Below are 20,905 nucleotides of genomic sequence, written 5' to 3'. Positions count from 1 at the left end.
CGACCAATTACGTTTATGACGCTTGCATTTACAATCTGTTCGATCAACTACTTAGCTCAGGCCCGAACCTTAGGCGATTCGCTTCGGCAAACCAATCCTGATTATCAGTATATAATTGGCCTGGTCGATAAATTGGGTGAAGCCAATTTACCTGCTGAGTTGATGCCCGTTTATCCCATGCTTGAAGTAGACAAGATTGGGATTCCTGACTTTGCCGCTATGTGCGACCGCTATGATATAACGGAGCTAAACACGGCCGTTAAGCCATTTTATATCGATTACCTCTATAATTCATATCCTGACGCCACCGAGGTTATTTATTTTGACCCCGATATTATTGTTTTCAAACCACTGGAACAGCTCAACGAAGCCTTAAAAACCTATAGCTTAGTTTTAACGCCCCATACCTGTTCCCCCACGCCCGACTGGGAGCGCCCTAACGAGCAACACCACTTAAATACAGGTATTTTCAACCTTGGCTTTATTGGCTTACGCAACGATGCTACTGCACGCAGCTTCGTTAACTGGTGGAAAGATCGGCTCGTGTATGAATGTCGCATTGATTTATGCGCAGGCCTTTTCGTAGATCAGCACTGGGTAAATTTTGCGCCGGTTTATTACGACAATGTCTTAATTGACCAACATAGAGGCTATAATGTAGCTTACTGGAATCTGCATGAACGCCATCTATATCAAAACGAAGCAGGCCAGTGGCAGGTGACTAGTTCAACTAAATGTGTAGATCAACATGGCGAACTTAGTGAAGTAGAGCCGCTACAATTTTTCCACTATAGTGGCTATAATCCCGAACGGCCGAATGAAATTTCTAAATACCAGACCCGGTATGTCTTTACTAGTTCGGGGCAACAAAAAAAGGAACGGCCGGATGCAAAACCGTTGTTCGATTTGTATCGAGAACGGCTTTTGGCTAATCATAATGATCAATATCGACAATATCCTTGCGTTTATATTAAGCCTCCCGTAGTTCTTCGCTATCTTCGAGTTCGCAAATTGCTAAAAACACCTTTTAATCGAGCGATTGCGCTGTTAGAATCTCGTTAAGTATGGCAGATTGGTCACGTATCCAGCAACTCTGGACGTATCGCTTTCACAAATACACCCACATCATCGGGAAATTCTGGTCATTTGCCATTAAATATGTGCAGTTGCGTCGGCTCAAACAGAAATTGGGCTCTCGGCAGTTGGTCGTCATTATTCTTTCGGAACAAATGGGCGACATTATTGCCTGCGAACCTGTTGCCCGTGAAGTTCGTCGACTTCATCCAGATGATCATATTATCTGGATGGTGCGCAAACCGTATGCAGAATTAGTAAGCCATCACCCGGATCTGGATGGTTTTCTGATTGAAAAATGTCCTGGTGAACGAGTTCGGCTACTGCGATCAGGCATTTTCGATAAAGTGTATAACATGCACATCTCACACAGAAAGTGCAAATACTGCCTCGAAGATCCGATAAATCCAATTTCTGATGGCATTGGCCTAAATTTTGATAATTACTACGATCGGGGCGATCTATTGTATATGTTTTCACAGGCAGCTGGCTTACCCGCCATCACCGCCGATCCAAAGATGTACGTCCCGAAATCTGTTCAGGAGAAAGTACAGGCGTTGCATTTACCGACCAACCCAATTGTTATCCACTGTCAGTCGAGCCATGTTATGCGCGACTGGCCTGCCGCAAATTGGACTAAACTTGTGAAGTGGCTACTAGCGACCTATCCTTATCCAATAATTGAAATTGGCTTAACTCCGACTATAGTTGAAGAACACCCACAATTTAGAAGCTTATGCGGCCAGTTGAGCTTGCTCGAAACGGCTGAAGTAATCCGACAGGCTCGCCTGTTTATAGGTATTGACAGTGGCCCCGCTCATATGGCAAATGCTATGGAAACAGAGGGCATTATTTTACTAGGCAAGCTGTTCGACTTTGTCGATTATCTGCCTTATTCTGGTCGTTTCAAACGGGGAGAAGGGGTAACCATTCTTAACGATTATGGCCATCCATGTGCCGAGCTACCCTATAGCTGGGTTCAGGATGCTGTTCAGGAACGATTAGGCCAACCCAAATTTGTATGAAGTCGTCGAATAAAGTTAGTGTAAATGTGGTTTTACCTGTTTATAAACCACAGCTTACCGATTATGAGCGCATCTCATTGACCCAATGCTTGCGGGTATTGGGTAATTACCCAATTTGGCTAGCCACTCCGCATTCATTGGATATTTCGGCTTACCGGGAACTAGAACCGTCGTTGCAGGCCCGGACATTCGATGAAAGTTATTTCACCGATATCCAGGGTTATAATCGGCTCATGCTATCGGCCGACTTTTATCAGGCCTTTGATGATCAAGAATATCTACTGATTTATCAATTGGATGCCTTCGTCTTTCAGGACGATCTGGCTTATTGGTGCCAGCAAAACTACGATTATATAGGAGCCCCCTGGCTACGTGACCGAGACTTTACAGGTATTGGTGACCACATCTGGTTTAGCATTAAACAGCAGATAGCGACCTGGTTTAACCTCAAAAAAGAAGATGGTATAACCCCTCGCGAAATTATTAACCTGAACGGCGTTGGCTGTGGTGGTTTCTCGCTTCGACGTGTACCAGCGATGTTACGTTGGCTGGAGCCGTTTAAGGATAAAATTGCTGAGTACAACCGAATTGATCTGCACCATTATCACGAAGATGTTTTCTGGGGTATTGAAGTAAATCGTTACTGGCCACGATTACGTATTCCTAAGTATAAAAAAGCCTTACATTTTGCCATTGAGTTTTTTCCGAAATGGGCTGTTGAACATTATAATCAAGGGCGTTTACCATTCGGTTGTCATGCCTGGAATATCCATGGAACAGAGTACTGGCGTCCTATTTTCGCCCAATACGGTTACAAAATATGACTACGTCTGCGCAACCAACAATCTCCATTGCCCTTTGTACCTACAATGGTATGGCCTACTTGCCAACTCAATGGGAAAGTTTGCTTAATCAACACCTGCTACCTAACGAAGTGGTCATTTCTGACGACCGTTCAACGGATGGCACCGGCAGTTTACTTGAGCAATTTGCTGCAGAGGCCCCTTTCTCCGTGCGTATTTTAGGGAATCAAACTCGTTTGGGCTACAATAAAAATTTTGAACGAGCTCTGGCAGCCTGCACTGGCGATTTGATTTTTATCTGTGACCAGGATGATTTCTGGCTACCGGAAAAAATTCACACGATGACTCAGTACATGATTGATCATCCTGATGTCCAGGTCACTTTTTGTGACGCCTGGGTAACGGATGAAAATCTTGAAGGGCGTCAGAATCGGTTTTGGGAAGCCGTTCTTTTCGACAAAGAAACTCAGGAACGATGGAAAGCAGGTGAAACAATGGATGTATTGTTGGATGGAAACCGTATGATGGGTTGCGCCAGCGTAATTCGTCGGACATTTTTGCCCACTGTATTACCAATTCCAGGAAAAATTCCGGGTTATATTTATGATGGTTGGATTGCATTAGTGGCTGCTACCCAGAACGCAATTAATTTCATCGATCAACCGCTACAGCTTTACCGTACCCACGTTCAACAACAAGTGGGCGTACGCCCGCAAGAAGTTGGCGCTCGAATACGGTTACGAGACCGTCTAACACGTCACCGTGCCAGAAAGCTAGCTCCGCTGGTCAAAAAACAGGTTCAGCTGAGTACAATTAATGACTTGTTGGCCAAACGAGTTCCTGCAAATTCCCCAGGTCTGCCTCAACTCCGACAGCGCCTGGCTCATTTTAGCCTGCGGAGTAATTTAGCCCCAAATCGGCTAAAACGTATCGTACCTGTACTCACTAATTTGGTCAAAGGCAATTACCGTCGCTATGCCGATCCTGCAGCCAATTGGTATGCTCCTTTGTTAGCCGTTTTGGGCGATATACTCGAATAATGTAGTTTTGCACCTACTGTGCTACTAACAATCTGTACAATCCGTCAATTACCGCAGGCACTTGCGCTGGGCGATACGTTAAATCAATTCACCGCAACTGGCCAAACTGAATCAATTCTGATCGGTTTAGCCGATGATCCTGCTCATCTTCCACCCGGTTTTGTATCCGCTTATCCGATACTACCAATTGGAGAACTATTGCCAACCGATCAACTGGTTGCTTTGTCGGCAAAATACACGCCGACGGAGTTTGCGGCAGCCTGCAAACCGTTGTTTATTACTGAAGTCTTTCGACGCTACCCAGCTGTAAACAAACTGATATATGCAGATCCCAATATTCATTTTTTAGGCTCTCCAGCTCCAATTCTGGATAAGCTCGATACCGCTAATATTGTACTATCCCCATTTATTACAAAAAGCCCAGCAAATGGGCCAACAGATAAGGCTTGGCCCGATGAAAAGTTTTTCCAGAATATTGGGCTGTATAGTTCCGACATTCTGGCATTCCGCCGATCAGCCGAAACTGATCGTTTATTAGCCTGGTGGGATAACCGAGTGCGAGAACGGGCTTTTATCAATTATTGTGAAGGACTTTGTCTCGATCAGATTTGGCTAATGCACGTGCCGGTTATGTTCCGGGAAGTTGCTATCGTAAAAAGTCCGGGCTGGCACATTGGGATATGGAATCTGCACGAGCGAACGCTTCAACAACAGGCTGGCAACTGGCAGGCGAGCGGCCCTGGTGGCTTGAAAGAGCCAGTACTGTTTGTTAATTTCAAAGGTATTCTGAATCCTGACGAAGGCTTTTTTCCCTACCAGAACCGTGTACGCATTTCAGAGCAGCCTGAACTAATGACGTTATTAGCCAATTATCGCCAGGTTATTGCTCAGCGCCAGGCCTTACCGTTCGCAGCTATTAATCCGGCCTATGGTCAACATCCTGAACCACCAATTGTACGGGGCTGGCGGTATGCCACCATTAAATCCATGAAGGCCGTTACCAGCTTTCTTGATCGTGTGCAGATCCCAGTCATCAACTAAAGGCCGAAAACCGAATACTTATATTCGACAAGGATTTATCGGCAATTAGACCTATTTTTGCCGGTAAATTATCTCAGAAAAATACAAACCGAGTTGGGTTGTAGGTTTCCCTTTCATGAAAGTACTCTTCGACCATCAATCGTTCACGGGCCTGCCCTATGGGGGTGTTTCCCGCTACTTTTTTGAACTGATGCGTTCGTTTGCCAAACGGTCAGACATCGACTTTGAGCTATCGCTGCGGCTATCGAATAATGAATATTTAAATCAGGCATCGTTTAGTAATCATATACGTTATCCGAGGTTTGCCCATATGCGTAATGCGCATCGGGCCGCTTCTGTCCTTAATCGGCTCTATAGTAAACAGCGGATTCGATCTGGCAAATTCGATATTTTCCATCCGACCTATTACCACCGCTATTTCCTGGATTCGATCGGTTCTAAACCATTTGTGCTCACCTTTTTCGATGCCACCAGCGAACGATTTGGTGATCAATATCCAGAATTAGGTGAGGGGATTTATGAGACGAAAAAACAACTCCTGCGCCGGGCTGATTGTGTTATTTGCATCTCTGAATTCTCGAAGCAGGATCTGCTTCGTTACTTCCCGGTTGATCCCGATAAAGTAAAGGTTGTTTTGCTGGGCACAACAATGGATGAGTATGTAGCTCCCTCCAAACGGGAAGCCTCTCCCCTCGCGGCTCCCTATTTACTGTATGTAGGAAAGCGTGGTTTATATAAAAATTTCAACGTTTTTTTCCGAGCCATTCAACCCGTTTTACATCAGCACCCCGATTTGCACATTATTTGCGCGGGCGGAGGGGCCTTTACGCCCAATGAACAAGCCTTATTTCATGCCGCCCGCCTTAGTGAACGAGTTCACTTTCGCCCCCTCACAGATGAGGGCTTGGTGACGCTCTATCAGCACGCGCGTGCCTTTGTTTTTCCATCTTTGAACGAAGGGTTTGGTATTCCAGTTTTGGAAGCTTACAGTGCAGGATGCCCAGTGGTATTAAGCGACCGGAGTTCGCTGCCCGAAGTAGGTGCCGATGCCGCTATTTATTTCGATCCAGAAGATGATGATTCGATAGCCCATGCCATTGAACGTATCGTAACCGACGATGCACTCTTTGCCAACCTGCGCCAGAAAGGTACTGAACGCCTTCGTGATTTTTCGTGTGACAAAACTGCTCAGCAAACGCTGGAGGTTTATCAATCTCTGCGCTAGACAGTATGAATTCTTCGAACAACACCTTACAGGATTTTGTGACTTCGCCGTATCGTCTGCAAGGAAACTCCGTCGCCGATTCGAAAGTCTATCCGAAGTTAACGATCGTAACGCCTTCGTTTAATCAGGCCCAATACCTCGAACGAACGATTTTGAGCGTCCTGAATCAGCACTATCCAAACCTTGAGTATTTTATTATGGATGGTGGCTCTACAGACGGTAGTCTTGACATCATAAAAAAATATGAACCCTATCTGGCCGGATGGGTTAGTGAAAAAGATCGTGGGCAAACCGACGCCATAAATAAAGGATTTCGATTGGCCACAGGCGATTACGTTGCCTTTCAGAACTCCGACGATGTATTTGCTCCTGATGCCCTTAGCCGGGTAGCTGAAGCCTGGCGTAAAGCCCCGACTACCGACGTTTTTTTCGGAGATATGTATATCATCGATGAAGCCGACGTTATTTTAGAGGAGATGCGTGCCCCTGAGTTTTGTGTAGAATGTCAGCTTTACGAAGGTATGCAGGTATTTAATCAGTCGTTATTTATCCGACGCGAACGTTTAGAGCAATTCGGGTTACTCGACGAAAGCCTGAGATTTGTGATCGATTACGAAATTATAGCACGTTTGGGTGTTCAATCTGGCATAAAGTTTCGGCATGTGAATGGGTTCTGGGGAGGATTCCGGGTACAGCCAGATGCGAAATCGTCGACGATTGCCGCAACGGTTGGCCTCCAGGAACACAAGTTCGTGAAGGAAAAATACCTTCCTAGCTTAACCTCATCGTTAGGGGCATCATTCTGGCAACGTTATTGCCGACTTCGCAAACTACTGACTTTTGTACTGAAAGGTGAATGGGGCTATGTCCGTCATCGGCTTACCCTAAATCGGTCCAGGCATTAAATTGAAAGTGCATTATCCGGTTTATCGTTACCCGATTTCTAAAACCGAATAACACAAACCACAAACCATAGTCTGTTTATGAGCAACTTTATTCGCTTATTGAAGACCCTCGATTATATGCGGATAGTTCTCGGTATCTGCATTCTGGTGGATGGCTACCCGCTGATCTTCTTTTTTCGGGAAACAATGAGACTTGCCCCTGGCAGCACAGCATTTACGGCTGCGGCTTTGGCAGGTGGTTTGGTGCTTATGGTTCCATTTACCTTTTTACGCCGACTTTATCGTCCTAACATGACCATGTTCTGGATGGGTCTGGGCTTTCTTCTGCTTAGCATTATCTACATGTACCTATACAATGGTGTGCCCGGATTTGAGGATTCGGGGCGGGATATGATCTATTATGCCTACATGTTGATTTTCTTATTTCTATTGATCAATATACCCAATGAAATTATTCCGGTGTTTATTCCGGTAGTGGTGATTTTTACATTATTATCAAATCTGGGGCTAGTTTACGCGCTAATAACAGATCCAACATGGGCTATTGGCCAGCGAGCAACCATTACGCTGAACAATGGTGACCCAGGCTCGGGCAATCCTCATTCATTTTCCCGCAACGCCTTTATGGGTGCCATTGCCTGTGCAATCTGGCTCCTTCGCCCTAATACACATGTTATATTTCGACTTCTTTCCTTTTTTGCGGGTGTTCTTAATATTGCGGTTTTGGTACTCACTCAAACCCGTTCGGCTATTGTTGCATTGGCTTTAGCCATTGGTTTATTTTTATACTTCAACGTTCGGCCAGCCCAAATTCGCCAGGTTGCTCGTAGCCTGGTCAAACCCATTCCGATCACAATTATGGTCGTGGGTTTCTTAGGTGTTATGTATTTTTTCCAGCGTTATCTAACCGTTTACTTCATTCTGTACGATTACGTGACTTCCTTCGCAGAGCGAAATTTAGAAACGGTCTATGCGATGTTAGGGCTAAAAGCGCAGGGGGCAGATTATAAAGCCGTTCTCGATGATTCTACAGCAAACCGTTCAGCCAGTGCCGATTTCCTTCGAAATGTCTTACTAGGCCACATTCACATGCTGATTCTCGGATACGGCTACAAGTTCCTGTACCTGGATGTGCCAATAATGGAGGCCCTGGCTGATCAGGGAATTTTGGGACTAGTCTTATTCGGGGGCGTTATTGGTATGGCCAGTTTCTATTCGTTGGGTATTATGCGCCGAAACCCCAATCCATTGAGTGTATTTTTAGCGTATTTTTTCCTGCTGATCCTAATCCAGTCAATCACAAACGGGCGACCGTATGAGATTTCGTTCTGGTTCCCCTTAGCACTGATGATCCGATTTATGGGCGTCGATCATCTATTCCCCAATCATTTACAGGATAATGCTCCCGTAGATGCCCATGAGCAATACGTTGTCATAGCAAACCCCGAATCGGCCTGATGCGTATCCTTATAGTTCATAATATGCTCTGGGCGCACTATAAATCCAGTGTATTTCAGGCCTTACAACAGCTTGTTGATCAAAAAAACGATATTTCTGTACTCGTCCTACAGATTGCCCGTAACGAACGTTCCCGTGCCAGTTTGGAATCAAATTCGGATGCATCCACTCCAACCTACACCTACAAGTACGAGCTTCTGTTTGACCGTTATCTGGAGGAAATCAGCTTTCGCGAACGGGCTCAGGCACTACTTCGGCACGCCAAAACCTTTCGACCCGATGTCATAGACCTAACGGGTTATTATGATCCCGCCCAGCTTCTGCTCCTAATGTGGGCTAAAGTAAATGGTATTCGGGTTGTGATGCAAAACGAAAGTACGGCGGCTGATCAACAACGGGGAGGTTGGAAAGAACAGCTAAAACGATGGGTGTTTAGTCAGTGCGACGGATTCTTTTGCTTTGGTAGCCAGGCTGCCGATTATGTAATCCAACTCGGTGTGCCGTCCAGTAAGATTTTACTCCGCAAAAACGCTGTTGACAATAACGTACTTCAATCAGTATACAACCAGTCATTGCCTTCCCGCACGCAGCAACAGCAGTTATTCGGGTTGCGCCCCAATAACTTTGTTTTTGTGGGTAGGCTCATTGAGGCCAAGAACCTCTCTTTGTTACTAAACGCGTTTGCAGAAGCTCGTAAACAATCGAAAAACGGAACCGACTGGGGGATAATTCTATTGGGCGATGGCACGGAAAAGGAGAAGCTTACTCAGCAAATCAGCACTTTGGAATTAACAGACCAGATTATTCTGCTGCCAGGTCGACCCTGGTTTCGGGTACCGGAGGTGCTGGCTCTTAGTAACGTACTGGTGCTGCCAAGTCGGTCAGAACCCTGGGGTTTAGTCGTCAATGAGGCTATGGCCTGCGGCCTACCCGTTATCGTATCTGAGCGATGTGGTTGTGCGGTTGACCTCGTTAAAAATGGGCAAAATGGGTTTGTCTTCAACCCTGATGAGCCTGAGCAATTAAGTCATTTGTTAACTCAGTTTATGGATGGCTTAGTGGATACAAACCGAATGGGTGAGGCAGCCCGACAGATCATTGCGCCCTACGCGCCCGAAGCGGTAGCTCAGGAAATGCTAAATGGTTTTATAAAAATCACGAACTAATCAGTTATTTCGCGTCATCTATGCGAATCTTAAATATCTGTGCTTACACCTGGCAAGCTGGTGGCCCTCCTAAAATCATTTTCGACCACACGCAGGTTGTTCTTCGTTACGGCCATCAGGTTGACATTTTAAGCCCATTTACTCCTGGCGAAAAACCCTATCCAGTCCCCGAAGGCGCTAACTTAATATTGTGCAAACGGACTCCGCTTATCAGTCGATTTTTTCGGGAATTTTCGGTCGAATTGTATCAATATCTCCAGAAGCATATCCACGAGTACGATGTCATTCATTGTCATGGGCTTTGGCATTTTGGCACACTAGCCCCTTTTATGCTCGATCGGAAGATCGCCAAAGTCATAACGATTCATGGGGTACTAGATCGCTGGGTATATGCACACAACAACTGGAAAAAAGAGTTGATGAATTCGCTTGCTCAAAAAGCCTATTTACGCCGTGCTGATTTAGTACAAATCAATAATACCGATGAACAGGAAGACATCTTGCGGTACCTTGGGCAGCCACATCCCAATGTAGTTGTTATTCCCAACGGTGTAAAAACCAGCGACTTTGCTCAACTTCCTCCCAAAGGCACGTTCCGACAGAAATTCAATATCCCCGCCAATAAACAGTTAGTGCTGTTTATGAGTCGTCTGAATGTAAAAAAAGGATTGGACTTACTCTTACCTGGCTTTCGGGATTATGTGCAGAAATACCCAAATACGATACTGGCTCTGGCGGGTTCCGATGATGGCTACCAAGCCACGACCCGGCAGTTTATTGATCAGCATAATCTTAGCGACTCGATACGTCTGGTAGGCATGCTCACCGGCGACGATAAGAAGGCGGCTCTCGCTGACGCGGATATATTTACGCTTCCCTCCTATTCAGAAGGCTTTTCGATGGCAGTTCTTGAAGCAATGGCCGCCGGAACACCTGCCCTTGTGTCGGATCGAGTTGGATTTGGCGATACGATTCGGCAATATGAAGCGGCAGGTCTGTTAAGTAGTTTAACTCCTGAAGCTGTTACGGCTGGTCTGGAAAAACTATTGGGCGATGATTTACTTCGCCGTCAGGTAGCACAGAACGCAACGGGAATGGTAAAGAAGCTCTACGATATTGATGTGGTAGCTAAACAGCTTCTGGACGAGTATACGAAAATCGTTCAAAAGAAGTAATGCTACAATGACACAATTTTGAGTGAATCAGTACCCGTTTCAATTTGTGTATTGGTGGGATAAATAATTTTATTGTCCCCATCAATCCCTAAAACAAATACATTATACGTCTGATTATTTTTTAAGTATTTGCTGGTAAATACACCGGAAAAACCATTTGCATAATAATTCTGTCCGAACGAAACTAGAAAAGATTTCAGGGAGTATTTGTTTTGCTGAGTCGGAATAATTTGCTGTTGATCGGCACTTTTGAGAATAATAAAAGCCCCATTTTCTTTGCCGAATCGCCGAGTAAATTTATCGTTTACAAAGGACAATGTGTGTCCTCCCATATGCTCTGTTTTTAAGCGAACGATCTCCTTTTTTTCCTGATAGGGGCCCTCAAAAAAGTAATGATCAGGTAACTGATAAACACCTGCCCGAACAGCCTGATTCGTTATGGTATCTACGGTTGCCCGCACACTTATATAAATAGGCGTGCTGGGTATTGTCCGGCTATTTTTCCAACCATATATATCTGTATAACGGTCTTTATAATAAAAATCGAGGGGAGCTAAATAAGAAAAATAACTAAATAAAAACAGGCAAAAACCCATCACAAGCCAAACTCTACTAAATACAAGCTGGGCGGCAGGCCTAAGTTTGCTGGCAATCAATAAAATGATCAATATCAGCCAAATAAATCCAATATGTTTATAGCGACTAATTAATAATGGATCAATGCCTTCAATTGCCCTTCCTACAGCTAAAGCAAGTAAGGTTATACTAAAATGAAATAACCCACCCCATAGTGTACTTTCCCAGCGAGCAAGCTTTACACCTAACCGATTAAATGCTGATTTAACCAGAAGAAAGCCGAATAAAATAACACAACCCCACAAAATAGCTCCTACCACCATGATCAAACCTATTCGTAGACCTGCTGGAAGGAGCATGTTCGCATCGAACGACATCCCACTAGCCACCAGAATACGTCCAGTAATCAGATCAGGTCGTTGTAAGTTATCGGATAACTTAGGTCTGAAGGAAGGAACTGTAAAGTTTTGGTAGTATAAAACGATTATTCCCCCTATAACAATAGCCCATATAATACTATGTTTCCATCGGTGTTGTAATCCTAACAACAGTAAACCTACGGGTAAAATAAACGTCCCACTTACATCACTTAAAATGGCAAGAATAGCCACTACCAGTGAAATTATTAGAGAAGACAGTTTAGGCGTATATAAATAAGATGAAGCGAGTAAAACGAAAAAATAAACAATGACATGTTGCAAGGGTATCATTGCCCAAAAGATCGTTTCGTAATACTGGATATGGAATAATAATAATGAACAAGCCAGGACTAAAGTAAACGGAAGTTTAGCATCACGAATGATCGCGTACAGCAAATAAAATATACCCAATAAAGATAACAAGCCTAAAAAAGCCTGTAGCCTCAGATCTAATTTACCCAGTATCGAATAAGTTAAAATTGCCACTAACCGATCGATTACAATTCGTCGTTCATCATCCTGTGTCCAAACAATTTTCACAAACTCCGGCCAAGAAAAATGAGTTTGCTGCGTAAACTTTGTAACAGGTTCTAAGAGCGCATCATAATCGTCCTGAAAAGGAATATTACTGATATATTGGAAAAATATATAGAAAAAAAGCAGAATTGGAATGGCACTGAGCAAAATAAACCATGTGGCAGTACGTCTATTTTCAGAGAAACCAGTAACCATTTTTTAAAGAAGTGAAGAATGCAATTGTAGTTAATGTGCTACTTAATTAGCTAATCAAAACGAATATCACACAGTTCGCTGTATAACCTTAGTCCAATCGACTTGCCGATCAGCTTCGGCAAGGTCTACAAATGGGAATTCGAGGAGCAACTGCTTTAATTTGGGCCAGCAATTCTGAAGGCCATAGTATGACTTAAACTTACGCATTTGACTCAACCCTGGAATCATAGGCTGTTTCGCATCAAAATCGCGTGGATGAAAATAAGTCATGACATAGGGGGATCGACGCATCAGGCTCTTTATCAGACCATACGGGAATAATCTAAAATAGCCTCCACCCGAAAAAATCAGATCCTGCCCTAGTACAGGGGCCGTGTTGATCGGAAATTCTTTTAATAAGGTGCCGCCAACATTTAAATACCCCGGCTCAAACATACCTAGCGATGCATCGCCCCCATGGGAACGCCGTGCAGAAAACACCGAGCAGTCAATTTCGATACCCTGCTCAACCAGAATTGGGAACACCCAACGATTATACTCCTTAATTGAAAAACCCGGCGCTCGATACGACCGTACTTTTTTGCCTGTAATATCCTGCAAATGCTGAATCGATCGGACCAAATCATCCTGAAATTGGGCGGGCGTCTGTTCATACGCTAGTTGATGTGCGTACGAATGCGTGGCAATTTCGTAGCCAGCAGCATCAATTCGTCGAATCACATCAGGGTGTTTATCGGCAACCCATCCCAGGCAGAAAAAAGTAGCCCGGCTTTTTGTTTCGTCTAAAATCTGGAAGATGAGGTCCATATTCTGGTGAATACGGCTCTCATAACGACTCCAGTCCGACTCTGTTCGGGTTGAGGCATTATCCAGAATATGAAACCACTCTTCAATATCAAATGTCAGAATATTCATAAAAACGGGAGGAGAGGGAAGAAAGGGAGGAATGGGAGGATAGGGCAAGAAGGAATCGATGAATCCTCTCGCTCCTCTCCTCCTTTCTTCCTTTCCTCCCTCTTTTAATAAAACCGTTTCCCGGCGTCACGGAAGGCCTTTACGTCTTCTTTCGTCGGAAAGGTAAAATAAGTCATCTGAGAGGCATCGTTCTCAATAAGCGTGTACTTGCCCGAATGGATTTTATCGATCGATTTCAGAATCGCATCCATGCCCATTTTCTTCGTCACATCGATTAACTCAGCCTGGCTCATGTTGCCAATAGCCAGTTTCTCCTGAACCAAAATTGGGCCGCTGTCGATACCTTCGTCTACAAAAAATACCGAGACGCCTGTATGTGTTTCTTTGTTTTTCAACACCCAGAAAGAAGGCATCAAGCCTCGATATTTCGGCAGAAGAGCCGTATGGAGGTTAATACAACCGTAGGTAGCAACATCCAGTAGTTTCTGCTTAAAAATCTGATTACCAGCAATTGACACTAACAGATCAGGCTTATATTCTCTTAACTTTTCTAAGTTTTCATCCTTATTGATATTCCCTTCAATATGAATCAAGGGTATGTTTCGGTCGGCCAGTGTTTTCCGGACGTTATTCCGAGAATCCAGCTTCGACAGCACGAATTTTGTTCCGTAGCGTATAAAAAAAGGCAACCCAAAGATGTCGTAGGTCTTCTTCATTTTCTCACTGAAGCTTTCGCGCTTGCCAAATGGCGAAACGTCGAACACTACCGTTGCTACTACTTCCGCGTAAGGCGGTAGTTTTTTCAGGAGATAGTCAATATTGCGAGCGAGGTAGAATGGGTCATCCTGCGTAAGAATAACAAGGCGCATAAAGAGTAGGCTATGGTAATGTCACAAAACTACATATTCCGACCGAAAGCCAGTATCCATTTCTTATCGGATCACTATTTTTCGTTGTAGCATTTGCCCATCAGTTGTTTGCAAATTAGCAATGTATAAACCCGCTTCCAGGTCGCTCAGGCCAAGCGTAAGCGTATTTTTAGCCGTACCGCTCCAGCTTTTCACAACACGGCCCAACAGGTCTCGTACCGATAGATTGGTAAAGGTAACCTGGCTTGCCTCCACATGAAGTATTCGATCTATACTCAGTGGATTCGGGTATAGCTGTACCAAAGGTTCGGTTGGCTCAATACCCAGGATTAAGGGGCGGGTAACAACCACGTTACTGTAAGCAGATTCAGAGGTGCTACTGAACGAACGAAGCCGATAATAATAGGTGCCTAAAGGATCTGGCAAATTCGTATCGGTGTAAGTTGCCGTTGTGCCATTGAATGAGGCAATTTGTTTGTAATTACCCGCTGTACCATCCGACCGTTCTAACAGTTGCGTTTGCGCATTGGCCGATACGGTCCAATTCAATTGAATTTGTTTCTCTGACAATGGTTTGGCCGCCAGTGTAGTCACCGTTGCAATGGCATCGGCAATTGAAACTCCATCGAATGAAAAGGCACGCATGCCTCGTGAATTTTTTAGTACAGGTCCATCATAAAACGCGGAGAAATTATCGGAAAAGTAAGCTGGCAGATAACGCAACGTTTTGGCTGTAGCTGGCTGATTTAGTGCCAGAATCACTCGATTTCCGGTGGCCGAACCACTAGCCACCAAGCCTGATTTACCATCCAGATAGAAATAATCTTTCTGTTCACGGCCATACTCTTTTACCCCTGTTGCAAAACTGTAAAAGGCTGTATCACTCTTCCAGACCATCTGCATCTGATCGTCGAAAACCAGGGTGATCGAATCTTTTCGGGCATTGTAAAATGTCTTTTTCACGTCAGGTGAATTAATCTGAAGTGTATCCGTTGAGCCATAGATATCACGGGCAAGCTGCCTGAACTGCTCAAAGGCAAGCTGTTGATAGGCTAAAGGTTCATAGTGAACCCCCTGATAGCCAACAGTACCAACTGAAGCGATTGTCTCAACATTTTTGAACAGGAATTTCGTACGTCGCTGAAAATCCCGCAAAGCAGCTGCACTATCATTGGGGTTTGTATTGTCGAGAATATTGATCTGGCCAACATAAATCCGCATGTCCCCATAGTCTTCCCGAAACTGATTGTACAGCGTTGCAAACTTTCCTGCATATCCCGGAATTCCGGTTCCGGCATCCTCTTCACCCTGGCGAAAGATAATAGCCTTAGCCTGTCTGGCCACTCCGGCCCACTGTGCCCGATATAGTAGATTTCCGTAGAATGTATTGGTATCGGCGTGATTAGCAGGATTACGGTTCAACAGAAGCGAAATCTGGGTTCCACCCTGAGCACCATTGATTACACAGGTTGGAATACCATAGGTTTGCAAGATCAGCCGTTGGATTGTCAAGCCTAATCCGCCAACACTGGCATAAGGCTGTTTAGCCGGGAACCAAGCCATACTTGAGGCAGGGCTACCATATGCATAAGCTGCATTACGAAGATATTTATCATCGAAATCAACAGAGTAATAGGTATCTAACCCAGCCAGGGCCAATGCATTGGATTGCCCGTGAATGATGTAAACATCGCCACAAACAACTCGTTTCCGTTCAGCAACGAGCACTGAATCAGCGCCTTTGTAAGCAAATACCCGAAACCCATATTCAGCCGCTTCGGCCTTAATAGTTGTCGACAATTTGAAGGTCGTACTGCTTGGACTAAGTGTCTGACTAAGCGCTTTCGTCAGCAAACCCTCTCGCAACACTTGTACGCCAATTTTTGTATAACTAACGGCAGTGCCACTCATCGAACCACTCACACTGATTGCAGCCTGATTAGTTGAATCGCGAGGATATAGTTGCAAGTCACGGGGAAGTTGGTCAAAGACAACCTGCCCAAACGAGCAGAAATATGACAAAAACAATATAAAGGCACCATAAAGTCTCTTCATTGGCTTTGTCCCGTCTAAAAAAAGTTATAATATTGCACGATTTATTGAGCTCATAACGGGTGGATAAAAATAAGGCCTTTTTTACGAAAAAGAATCAAAAAACCTATCTATTGCCCCCAAAGCTATCTAAAGTATGACCGATGTATCTGTCATCATTCTAACATTCAACGAGGAAAAACACATTACTCGGTGTCTACAGAGTTTGCTTCCGTTTACGGACAAAATATTCATTGTTGACTCTTTTTCAACGGATCGAACTGTTGAGATTGCTCAATCGATGGGCGCCGTAGTGGTACAGAACGCTTGGGTGAATTATGCCACCCAATTCAATTATGGTATTGACCATTCGCCATTCAAGACCACCTGGGTGATGCGAATGGATGCCGATGAGTACGTAATGCCCGAATTAGCCGATGAAATCAACCGTCGGTTATTGGGTTTACCTATAGAGGTAGGTGGCGTTTATGTGAAGCGTAGAGTATTCTTTTTAAATCGCTGGATTCGCCATGGAAGTTTCTATCCACTCTGGCTCCTTCGACTCTGGCGTCGGGGCGATGGGTTTTGCGAGCAGGTCTGGCATGACGAACATATCAAACTCACCAAAGGCGAGTCGATTCAATTCGATCACGACCTTGTTGATCATAATCTGAATAATTTGACCTGGTGGACGCAAAAGCACAATCATTACTCCATTTTGGAAATGATTAACCTGCTGAATTATCGTCATCATTTCGATAAGGCCGATACGATGGAAGCCCGCTTGTTTGGGACACAGGATCAACGCACGCGGTATTTAAAAGCAAAATATGCATCGTTACCCTTATTTACACGGCCAATACTCTATTTTATTTATCGCTATTTTATTCGTTTAGGCTTTCTGGATGGTATCCCTGGCTTCGCCTGGTGTTTTTTACAAGGACTATGGTACCGCTTCCTGGTCGATGCTAAACTTATGGAAGTAAAGCTTCGGGTTGGCGATGATAAAGAAGCACTCATTGAGTACTTCCGAAAAGAATATGGCAAAGATCTGCGGCCAGCTCGCTCAGAACAGGTTAGCCAATCCTAACTCGACCACTAGTCAATTCATGGAATCCTATCAAAAGAAAAACAACGAACCACCATCAAATCAGCCTGTTGGTAAAACCGATTTATCCCGGTTCGACAATAGCTGGTATGACCACGGCCCACGTTGGCGAGTGATCGTATGGTTCATTGTTAATGCCTTCTTTATCAATACCTATTTACCAATACCAGGCAGTTTCAGAATAGCGATTTTACGGTTGTTTGGCGCAAAAATCGGTCATCACGTTATGCTCAAACCAGCCGTAAATATTAAATACCCCTGGTTACTAGAAGTGGGTAATTACGTCTGGATAGGTGAACAGGTCTGGATTGATAATTTGAGCAAAGTGATTATTGGTGATCACGCCTGTCTTTCTCAGGGAGCCATGATCTTAACGGGTAACCATAACTATCGCCTGTCAACCTTCGATTTAACAACTCGGCCTATTACTTTGGACGATGGCGTTTGGATTGGAGCCAAAGCAGTTGTTTGCGCAGGTGTTCACTGCGAATCTCATGCTGTACTATCGGTCAATTCGGTAGCTACACATTCATTAGAGGCATATGGTATTTATCAGGGCAATCCGGCTGTTTTTGTCCGGCAACGAACTATTACGGCGTGAAAGTCTCTATCATAACAGTTGTTTATAACGGCGCAGAGTTTATTCGAGACTGCATAGAATCGGTTCTGAATCAAACCTATACCGATATTGAGTACATTATTGTCGACGGAAAATCGACCGATGGGACCGTAGAAATCGTACAATCCTACGGCACGAAAGTTGCCCAATTTATCTCCGAACCTGACAAAGGTTTATATGATGCCATGAATAAAGGGATCAGACTAGCCACAGGCGACATAATTGGGCTGATGAATGCGGATGATTTTTATCGGCATAAACGTGTTATAGAAAACATGGTAGCGACCTTCAAACGAACGGGTAGCGATGCTGTTTATGGCGATATGCTATACGTAGAACGCGATAATCCACAAAAGCTTAAACGCTACTGGCGATCTGGCTGGTACAGCGAGAATGCGTTTTCGTGGGGCTGGATGCCAGGCCATCTTTCGTTTTTTGCGAAGAAATGGCTTTACGAAAAATATGGCCTATTTCGGCTCGATATGAAAAGCGCTGCCGATTACGAATTGATGCTACGGTTTATTCACAAAAACAAAGCCAAACTTGCTTACATGGACGAAGTAACCATTGTCATGCGAGCGGGCGGAATTAGTAACAGTAGTGTCCAAAATCGGTTGAGAGCTAACCGCGAAGATAAACTCGCCTGGCAACTAAATGGGCTGACTCCGTATTTTTTCACCTTCTGGCTGAAGCCTTTACGGAAGCTAAAACAATATGTTACCAAACCACCCGAAGCGCTTGATAACGAATAGGTATGACCGTTAACTCAGATTTTTAGTCTGATATTAGTTAAACCCATGATTTTTACGCTCCTTTCCAGGCCGAAATAAACAATTAAACTTTCGGCACAGGTAGCGCTACTTGACGAATTGTTTACGATAATCCCGAAAGGAGAACAATATCTAAACGTCCTGCCTTATGAATATTGATTTATTTATTGCCTATCTACAACATAAATTCAGTGATGACCTGTTCACGCTTGGTCTGTACCAATGCGTACTTTCCTTACTGGTTGCCTGTTTTGTTTCCGTTGTAGCCATTCCCGTTGTCATTAAGATTTCGGAACTAAAATCACTGATGGAGAAGCCCGGCGAACGTCGGTCACACTCTACGCCAACACCAACTTTTGGCGGCATAGCCATCTTTGCGGCTATTCTGATTGCCTATTTCTTGTGGCCCAGCATTGATCAGACCGAAATTTATCGGACCAATCTGTCCATTGTTGGCATGACTATTTTGTTCTTTATTGGTATCAAAGATGACTTGGTAGGTATTGACCCAGCCAAGAAACTCATGTTTCAGGTATTGGCGGCCATGATCCTTATTCTCTTTGGCGATTTGCGCGTCGATTATCTGTATGGCATTATGGGTTTTCACCATATTGATGTTGTGGTTGGCACTTTGTTGACGTGTTTTATTTTTATTACGCTCACGAACGCTATTAACCTTATAGATGGCATCGACGGCCTGGCAGCCGGTATTTCTACAATTGCCAGTGGTACATTTGGCGGCTGGTTTTTGCTAACGAATCACTTTACGATGGCTTGTTTGGCATTTACCTTGACAGGTGCATTGCTCGGTTTCCTTCGGTTTAACTTCTCCAAAACCAGCAAAATTTTCATGGGGAATACCGGCTCGCTTATCATTGGTTTTATGCTGGCTTTCTTTGCTGTACGGTTCGTTAGCCTCAACGCGTCTTACCGATATGAGCCGACTGCCTTTTTCAATGCCCCCATCATTGCCATTGTCATTTTGATTGTACCAATTTTCGATACATTACGGGTTTTCCTCGTACGGATTCTGGCGGGACGTTCACCTTTCTCCGCCGACCGGAATCACATGCATCACATTCTGTTAGATAATGGCCTCTCACATATTGGGGCAACGGCAGTCCTCTGTGGCGCATCGTTATTCAACACCATTACATTTCTGCTATTACACCGTAATATCTCAAATACACTTTCTATTGTGATTTTAGGGTGCTTGTTTGGTGTATATATGCTGGTGAGTTTCACGCTCAAAATGCGGGTGAGATATGTATCAACACATCCACGTCGGCGTCGGGCGGTGATCCGTCGGGAATTGCAGAACGGGATTTCAGGCAAACGGATTGTCGATTATCTGTAAACCTCTAAAAACAAATAAAAAGCCCTTTGGAAGTTCCAAAGGGCTTTTTATTTGTAGAAACTGCAAAAGCCTGAATAGGAATCCTCCTTCTTTAGTGTTTATAAATAAACAAGAACTATTGTAGATGTTTTTTTAATGATTGGCAAGATTTTAGTGAATGGTTACGTATAAATTCGCTACCACCATGATCTCGCAAACCAATCAATTCAACCTGCTGAAGGAATATATTAAAACCATTTTTGCTTCGAAGACGGTTTTTCCAGGTATTCTACCCCGCCAGTGGGGAAAATGCTTTAGTGATGACGAACTCTATAAAGTTTATACCGAACTTAAATTGGTGCTGAAACAAGCAGACCCTTATTCACGCGAAAGTTTGATACGAGAATTTGAACAATTTTCGTACACCCCACAACACCTTCACTGGTATGTTGGTCGTTTCTGGCATGAAATTGTCGAGCTAATACTCCAGGAAACCGCTTTGGTCGGACATCATCCGTTCTCGAATCATTGACTTTAATGATCGCTGTTAATAAAACAAGAGGTTCTAAAGGAAGCAAACCTAATTGAACTTAAGTACTCAAGCATAAATAGTTTATA

Annotated in this window: 19 protein-coding genes; 15 read left to right on the top strand and 4 right to left on the bottom strand. The window is 44.2% G+C overall.

The features are described 5' to 3' along the window. Window positions 1-15: 15 nt before the first annotated feature. The 10 genes from ACYVGR_RS08140 to ACYVGR_RS08095 all read left to right on the top strand — a co-directional run bounded on the left by ACYVGR_RS08140 (window position 16) and on the right by ACYVGR_RS08095 (window position 10,912). Window positions 16-1,062 (top strand): glycosyltransferase family protein, encoded by a 1,047-nt coding sequence (locus ACYVGR_RS08140; protein ID WP_460955356.1) that lies wholly within the window; start codon window positions 16-18, stop codon window positions 1,060-1,062. Window positions 1,063-1,064: 2 nt separating this feature from the next. After that, a complete protein-coding gene (locus ACYVGR_RS08135; protein ID WP_460955354.1) occupies window positions 1,065-2,099 on the top strand; it encodes a glycosyltransferase family 9 protein in 1,035 nt (344 codons plus the stop codon). Beyond that, window positions 2,096-2,923 (top strand): DUF5672 family protein, encoded by an 828-nt coding sequence (locus ACYVGR_RS08130; protein ID WP_460955352.1) that lies wholly within the window; start codon window positions 2,096-2,098, stop codon window positions 2,921-2,923. The genes ACYVGR_RS08135 and ACYVGR_RS08130 overlap by 4 nt, the downstream gene beginning before the upstream one ends. Beyond that, on the top strand, window positions 2,920-3,942 hold the full coding sequence (locus ACYVGR_RS08125; RefSeq protein ID WP_460955350.1) for a glycosyltransferase: 1,023 nt from the start codon (window positions 2,920-2,922) through the stop codon (window positions 3,940-3,942). Before ACYVGR_RS08130 ends, ACYVGR_RS08125 begins: the two co-directional genes overlap by 4 nt. 18 nt (window positions 3,943-3,960) lie before the next feature. Further along, the gene (locus ACYVGR_RS08120) at window positions 3,961-4,983 is read left to right on the top strand and encodes a hypothetical protein (protein WP_460955348.1); all 1,023 of its coding nucleotides are present in this window, start codon (window positions 3,961-3,963) and stop codon (window positions 4,981-4,983) included. 115 nt (window positions 4,984-5,098) lie between these two features. Further along, entirely contained in the window at window positions 5,099-6,208 is a 1,110-nt protein-coding gene (locus tag ACYVGR_RS08115; RefSeq protein ID WP_460955345.1) for a glycosyltransferase family 4 protein, read from the top strand. A 5-nt stretch (window positions 6,209-6,213) separates the two neighbouring features. Then, a complete protein-coding gene (locus ACYVGR_RS08110; protein ID WP_182463349.1) occupies window positions 6,214-7,113 on the top strand; it encodes a glycosyltransferase family 2 protein in 900 nt (299 codons plus the stop codon). A gap of 78 nt (window positions 7,114-7,191) precedes the next feature. Continuing rightward, the gene (locus ACYVGR_RS08105; protein ID WP_460955343.1) at window positions 7,192-8,571 is read left to right on the top strand and encodes an O-antigen ligase family protein; all 1,380 of its coding nucleotides are present in this window, start codon (window positions 7,192-7,194) and stop codon (window positions 8,569-8,571) included. Then, on the top strand, window positions 8,571-9,737 hold the full coding sequence (locus ACYVGR_RS08100) for a glycosyltransferase family 4 protein (RefSeq protein ID WP_460955341.1): 1,167 nt from the start codon (window positions 8,571-8,573) through the stop codon (window positions 9,735-9,737). The genes ACYVGR_RS08105 and ACYVGR_RS08100 overlap by 1 nt, the downstream gene beginning before the upstream one ends. 20 nt (window positions 9,738-9,757) lie before the next feature. Beyond that, window positions 9,758-10,912, top strand: coding sequence for a glycosyltransferase (locus ACYVGR_RS08095; RefSeq protein WP_460955339.1), 1,155 nt, complete (start codon window positions 9,758-9,760; stop codon window positions 10,910-10,912). A 2-nt stretch (window positions 10,913-10,914) separates the two neighbouring features. Here the strand turns inward: ACYVGR_RS08095 and ACYVGR_RS08090 are convergent, their stop codons facing one another. From ACYVGR_RS08090 to ACYVGR_RS08075, 4 genes are all read right to left on the bottom strand, one after another. Then, a complete protein-coding gene (locus ACYVGR_RS08090; RefSeq protein ID WP_460955337.1) occupies window positions 10,915-12,639 on the bottom strand; it encodes a hypothetical protein in 1,725 nt (574 codons plus the stop codon). Window positions 12,640-12,705: 66 nt separating this feature from the next. Further along, window positions 12,706-13,554 carry a polysaccharide deacetylase family protein gene (locus tag ACYVGR_RS08085; protein WP_460955335.1) on the bottom strand — a complete coding sequence of 283 codons (849 nt, stop codon included), beginning with the start codon at window positions 13,552-13,554 and terminating at the stop codon, window positions 12,706-12,708. A gap of 104 nt (window positions 13,555-13,658) precedes the next feature. After that, window positions 13,659-14,423 carry a methionyl-tRNA formyltransferase gene (locus ACYVGR_RS08080; RefSeq protein WP_460955333.1) on the bottom strand — a complete coding sequence of 255 codons (765 nt, stop codon included), beginning with the start codon at window positions 14,421-14,423 and terminating at the stop codon, window positions 13,659-13,661. Between the two features lie 63 nt (window positions 14,424-14,486). Next, on the bottom strand, window positions 14,487-16,478 hold the full coding sequence (locus ACYVGR_RS08075) for a sialate O-acetylesterase (protein WP_460955331.1): 1,992 nt from the start codon (window positions 16,476-16,478) through the stop codon (window positions 14,487-14,489). Window positions 16,479-16,611: 133 nt separating this feature from the next. Between ACYVGR_RS08075 and ACYVGR_RS08070 the strand changes: the two genes are divergently transcribed. From ACYVGR_RS08070 to ACYVGR_RS08050, 5 genes are all read left to right on the top strand, one after another. After that, a complete protein-coding gene (locus ACYVGR_RS08070) occupies window positions 16,612-17,544 on the top strand; it encodes a glycosyltransferase family 2 protein (RefSeq protein WP_460955329.1) in 933 nt (310 codons plus the stop codon). A gap of 19 nt (window positions 17,545-17,563) precedes the next feature. Further along, a complete protein-coding gene (locus tag ACYVGR_RS08065; protein ID WP_460955327.1) occupies window positions 17,564-18,163 on the top strand; it encodes a WcaF family extracellular polysaccharide biosynthesis acetyltransferase in 600 nt (199 codons plus the stop codon). Further along, window positions 18,160-18,933 carry a glycosyltransferase family 2 protein gene (locus ACYVGR_RS08060; protein WP_460955325.1) on the top strand — a complete coding sequence of 258 codons (774 nt, stop codon included), beginning with the start codon at window positions 18,160-18,162 and terminating at the stop codon, window positions 18,931-18,933. Before ACYVGR_RS08065 ends, ACYVGR_RS08060 begins: the two co-directional genes overlap by 4 nt. Before the next feature lie 166 nt (window positions 18,934-19,099). Further along, entirely contained in the window at window positions 19,100-20,308 is a 1,209-nt protein-coding gene (locus ACYVGR_RS08055; RefSeq protein WP_182463360.1) for a glycosyltransferase family 4 protein, read from the top strand. Between the two features lie 184 nt (window positions 20,309-20,492). Then, entirely contained in the window at window positions 20,493-20,819 is a 327-nt protein-coding gene (locus ACYVGR_RS08050) for a hypothetical protein (RefSeq protein ID WP_460955323.1), read from the top strand. Window positions 20,820-20,905 lie beyond the last annotated feature (86 nt).

The sequence above is a fragment of the Spirosoma litoris genome, from assembly GCF_054776755.1.
Note: the sequence above shows the minus strand (reverse complement) of the source record. Positions and strands in the feature narration are given on the sequence as shown.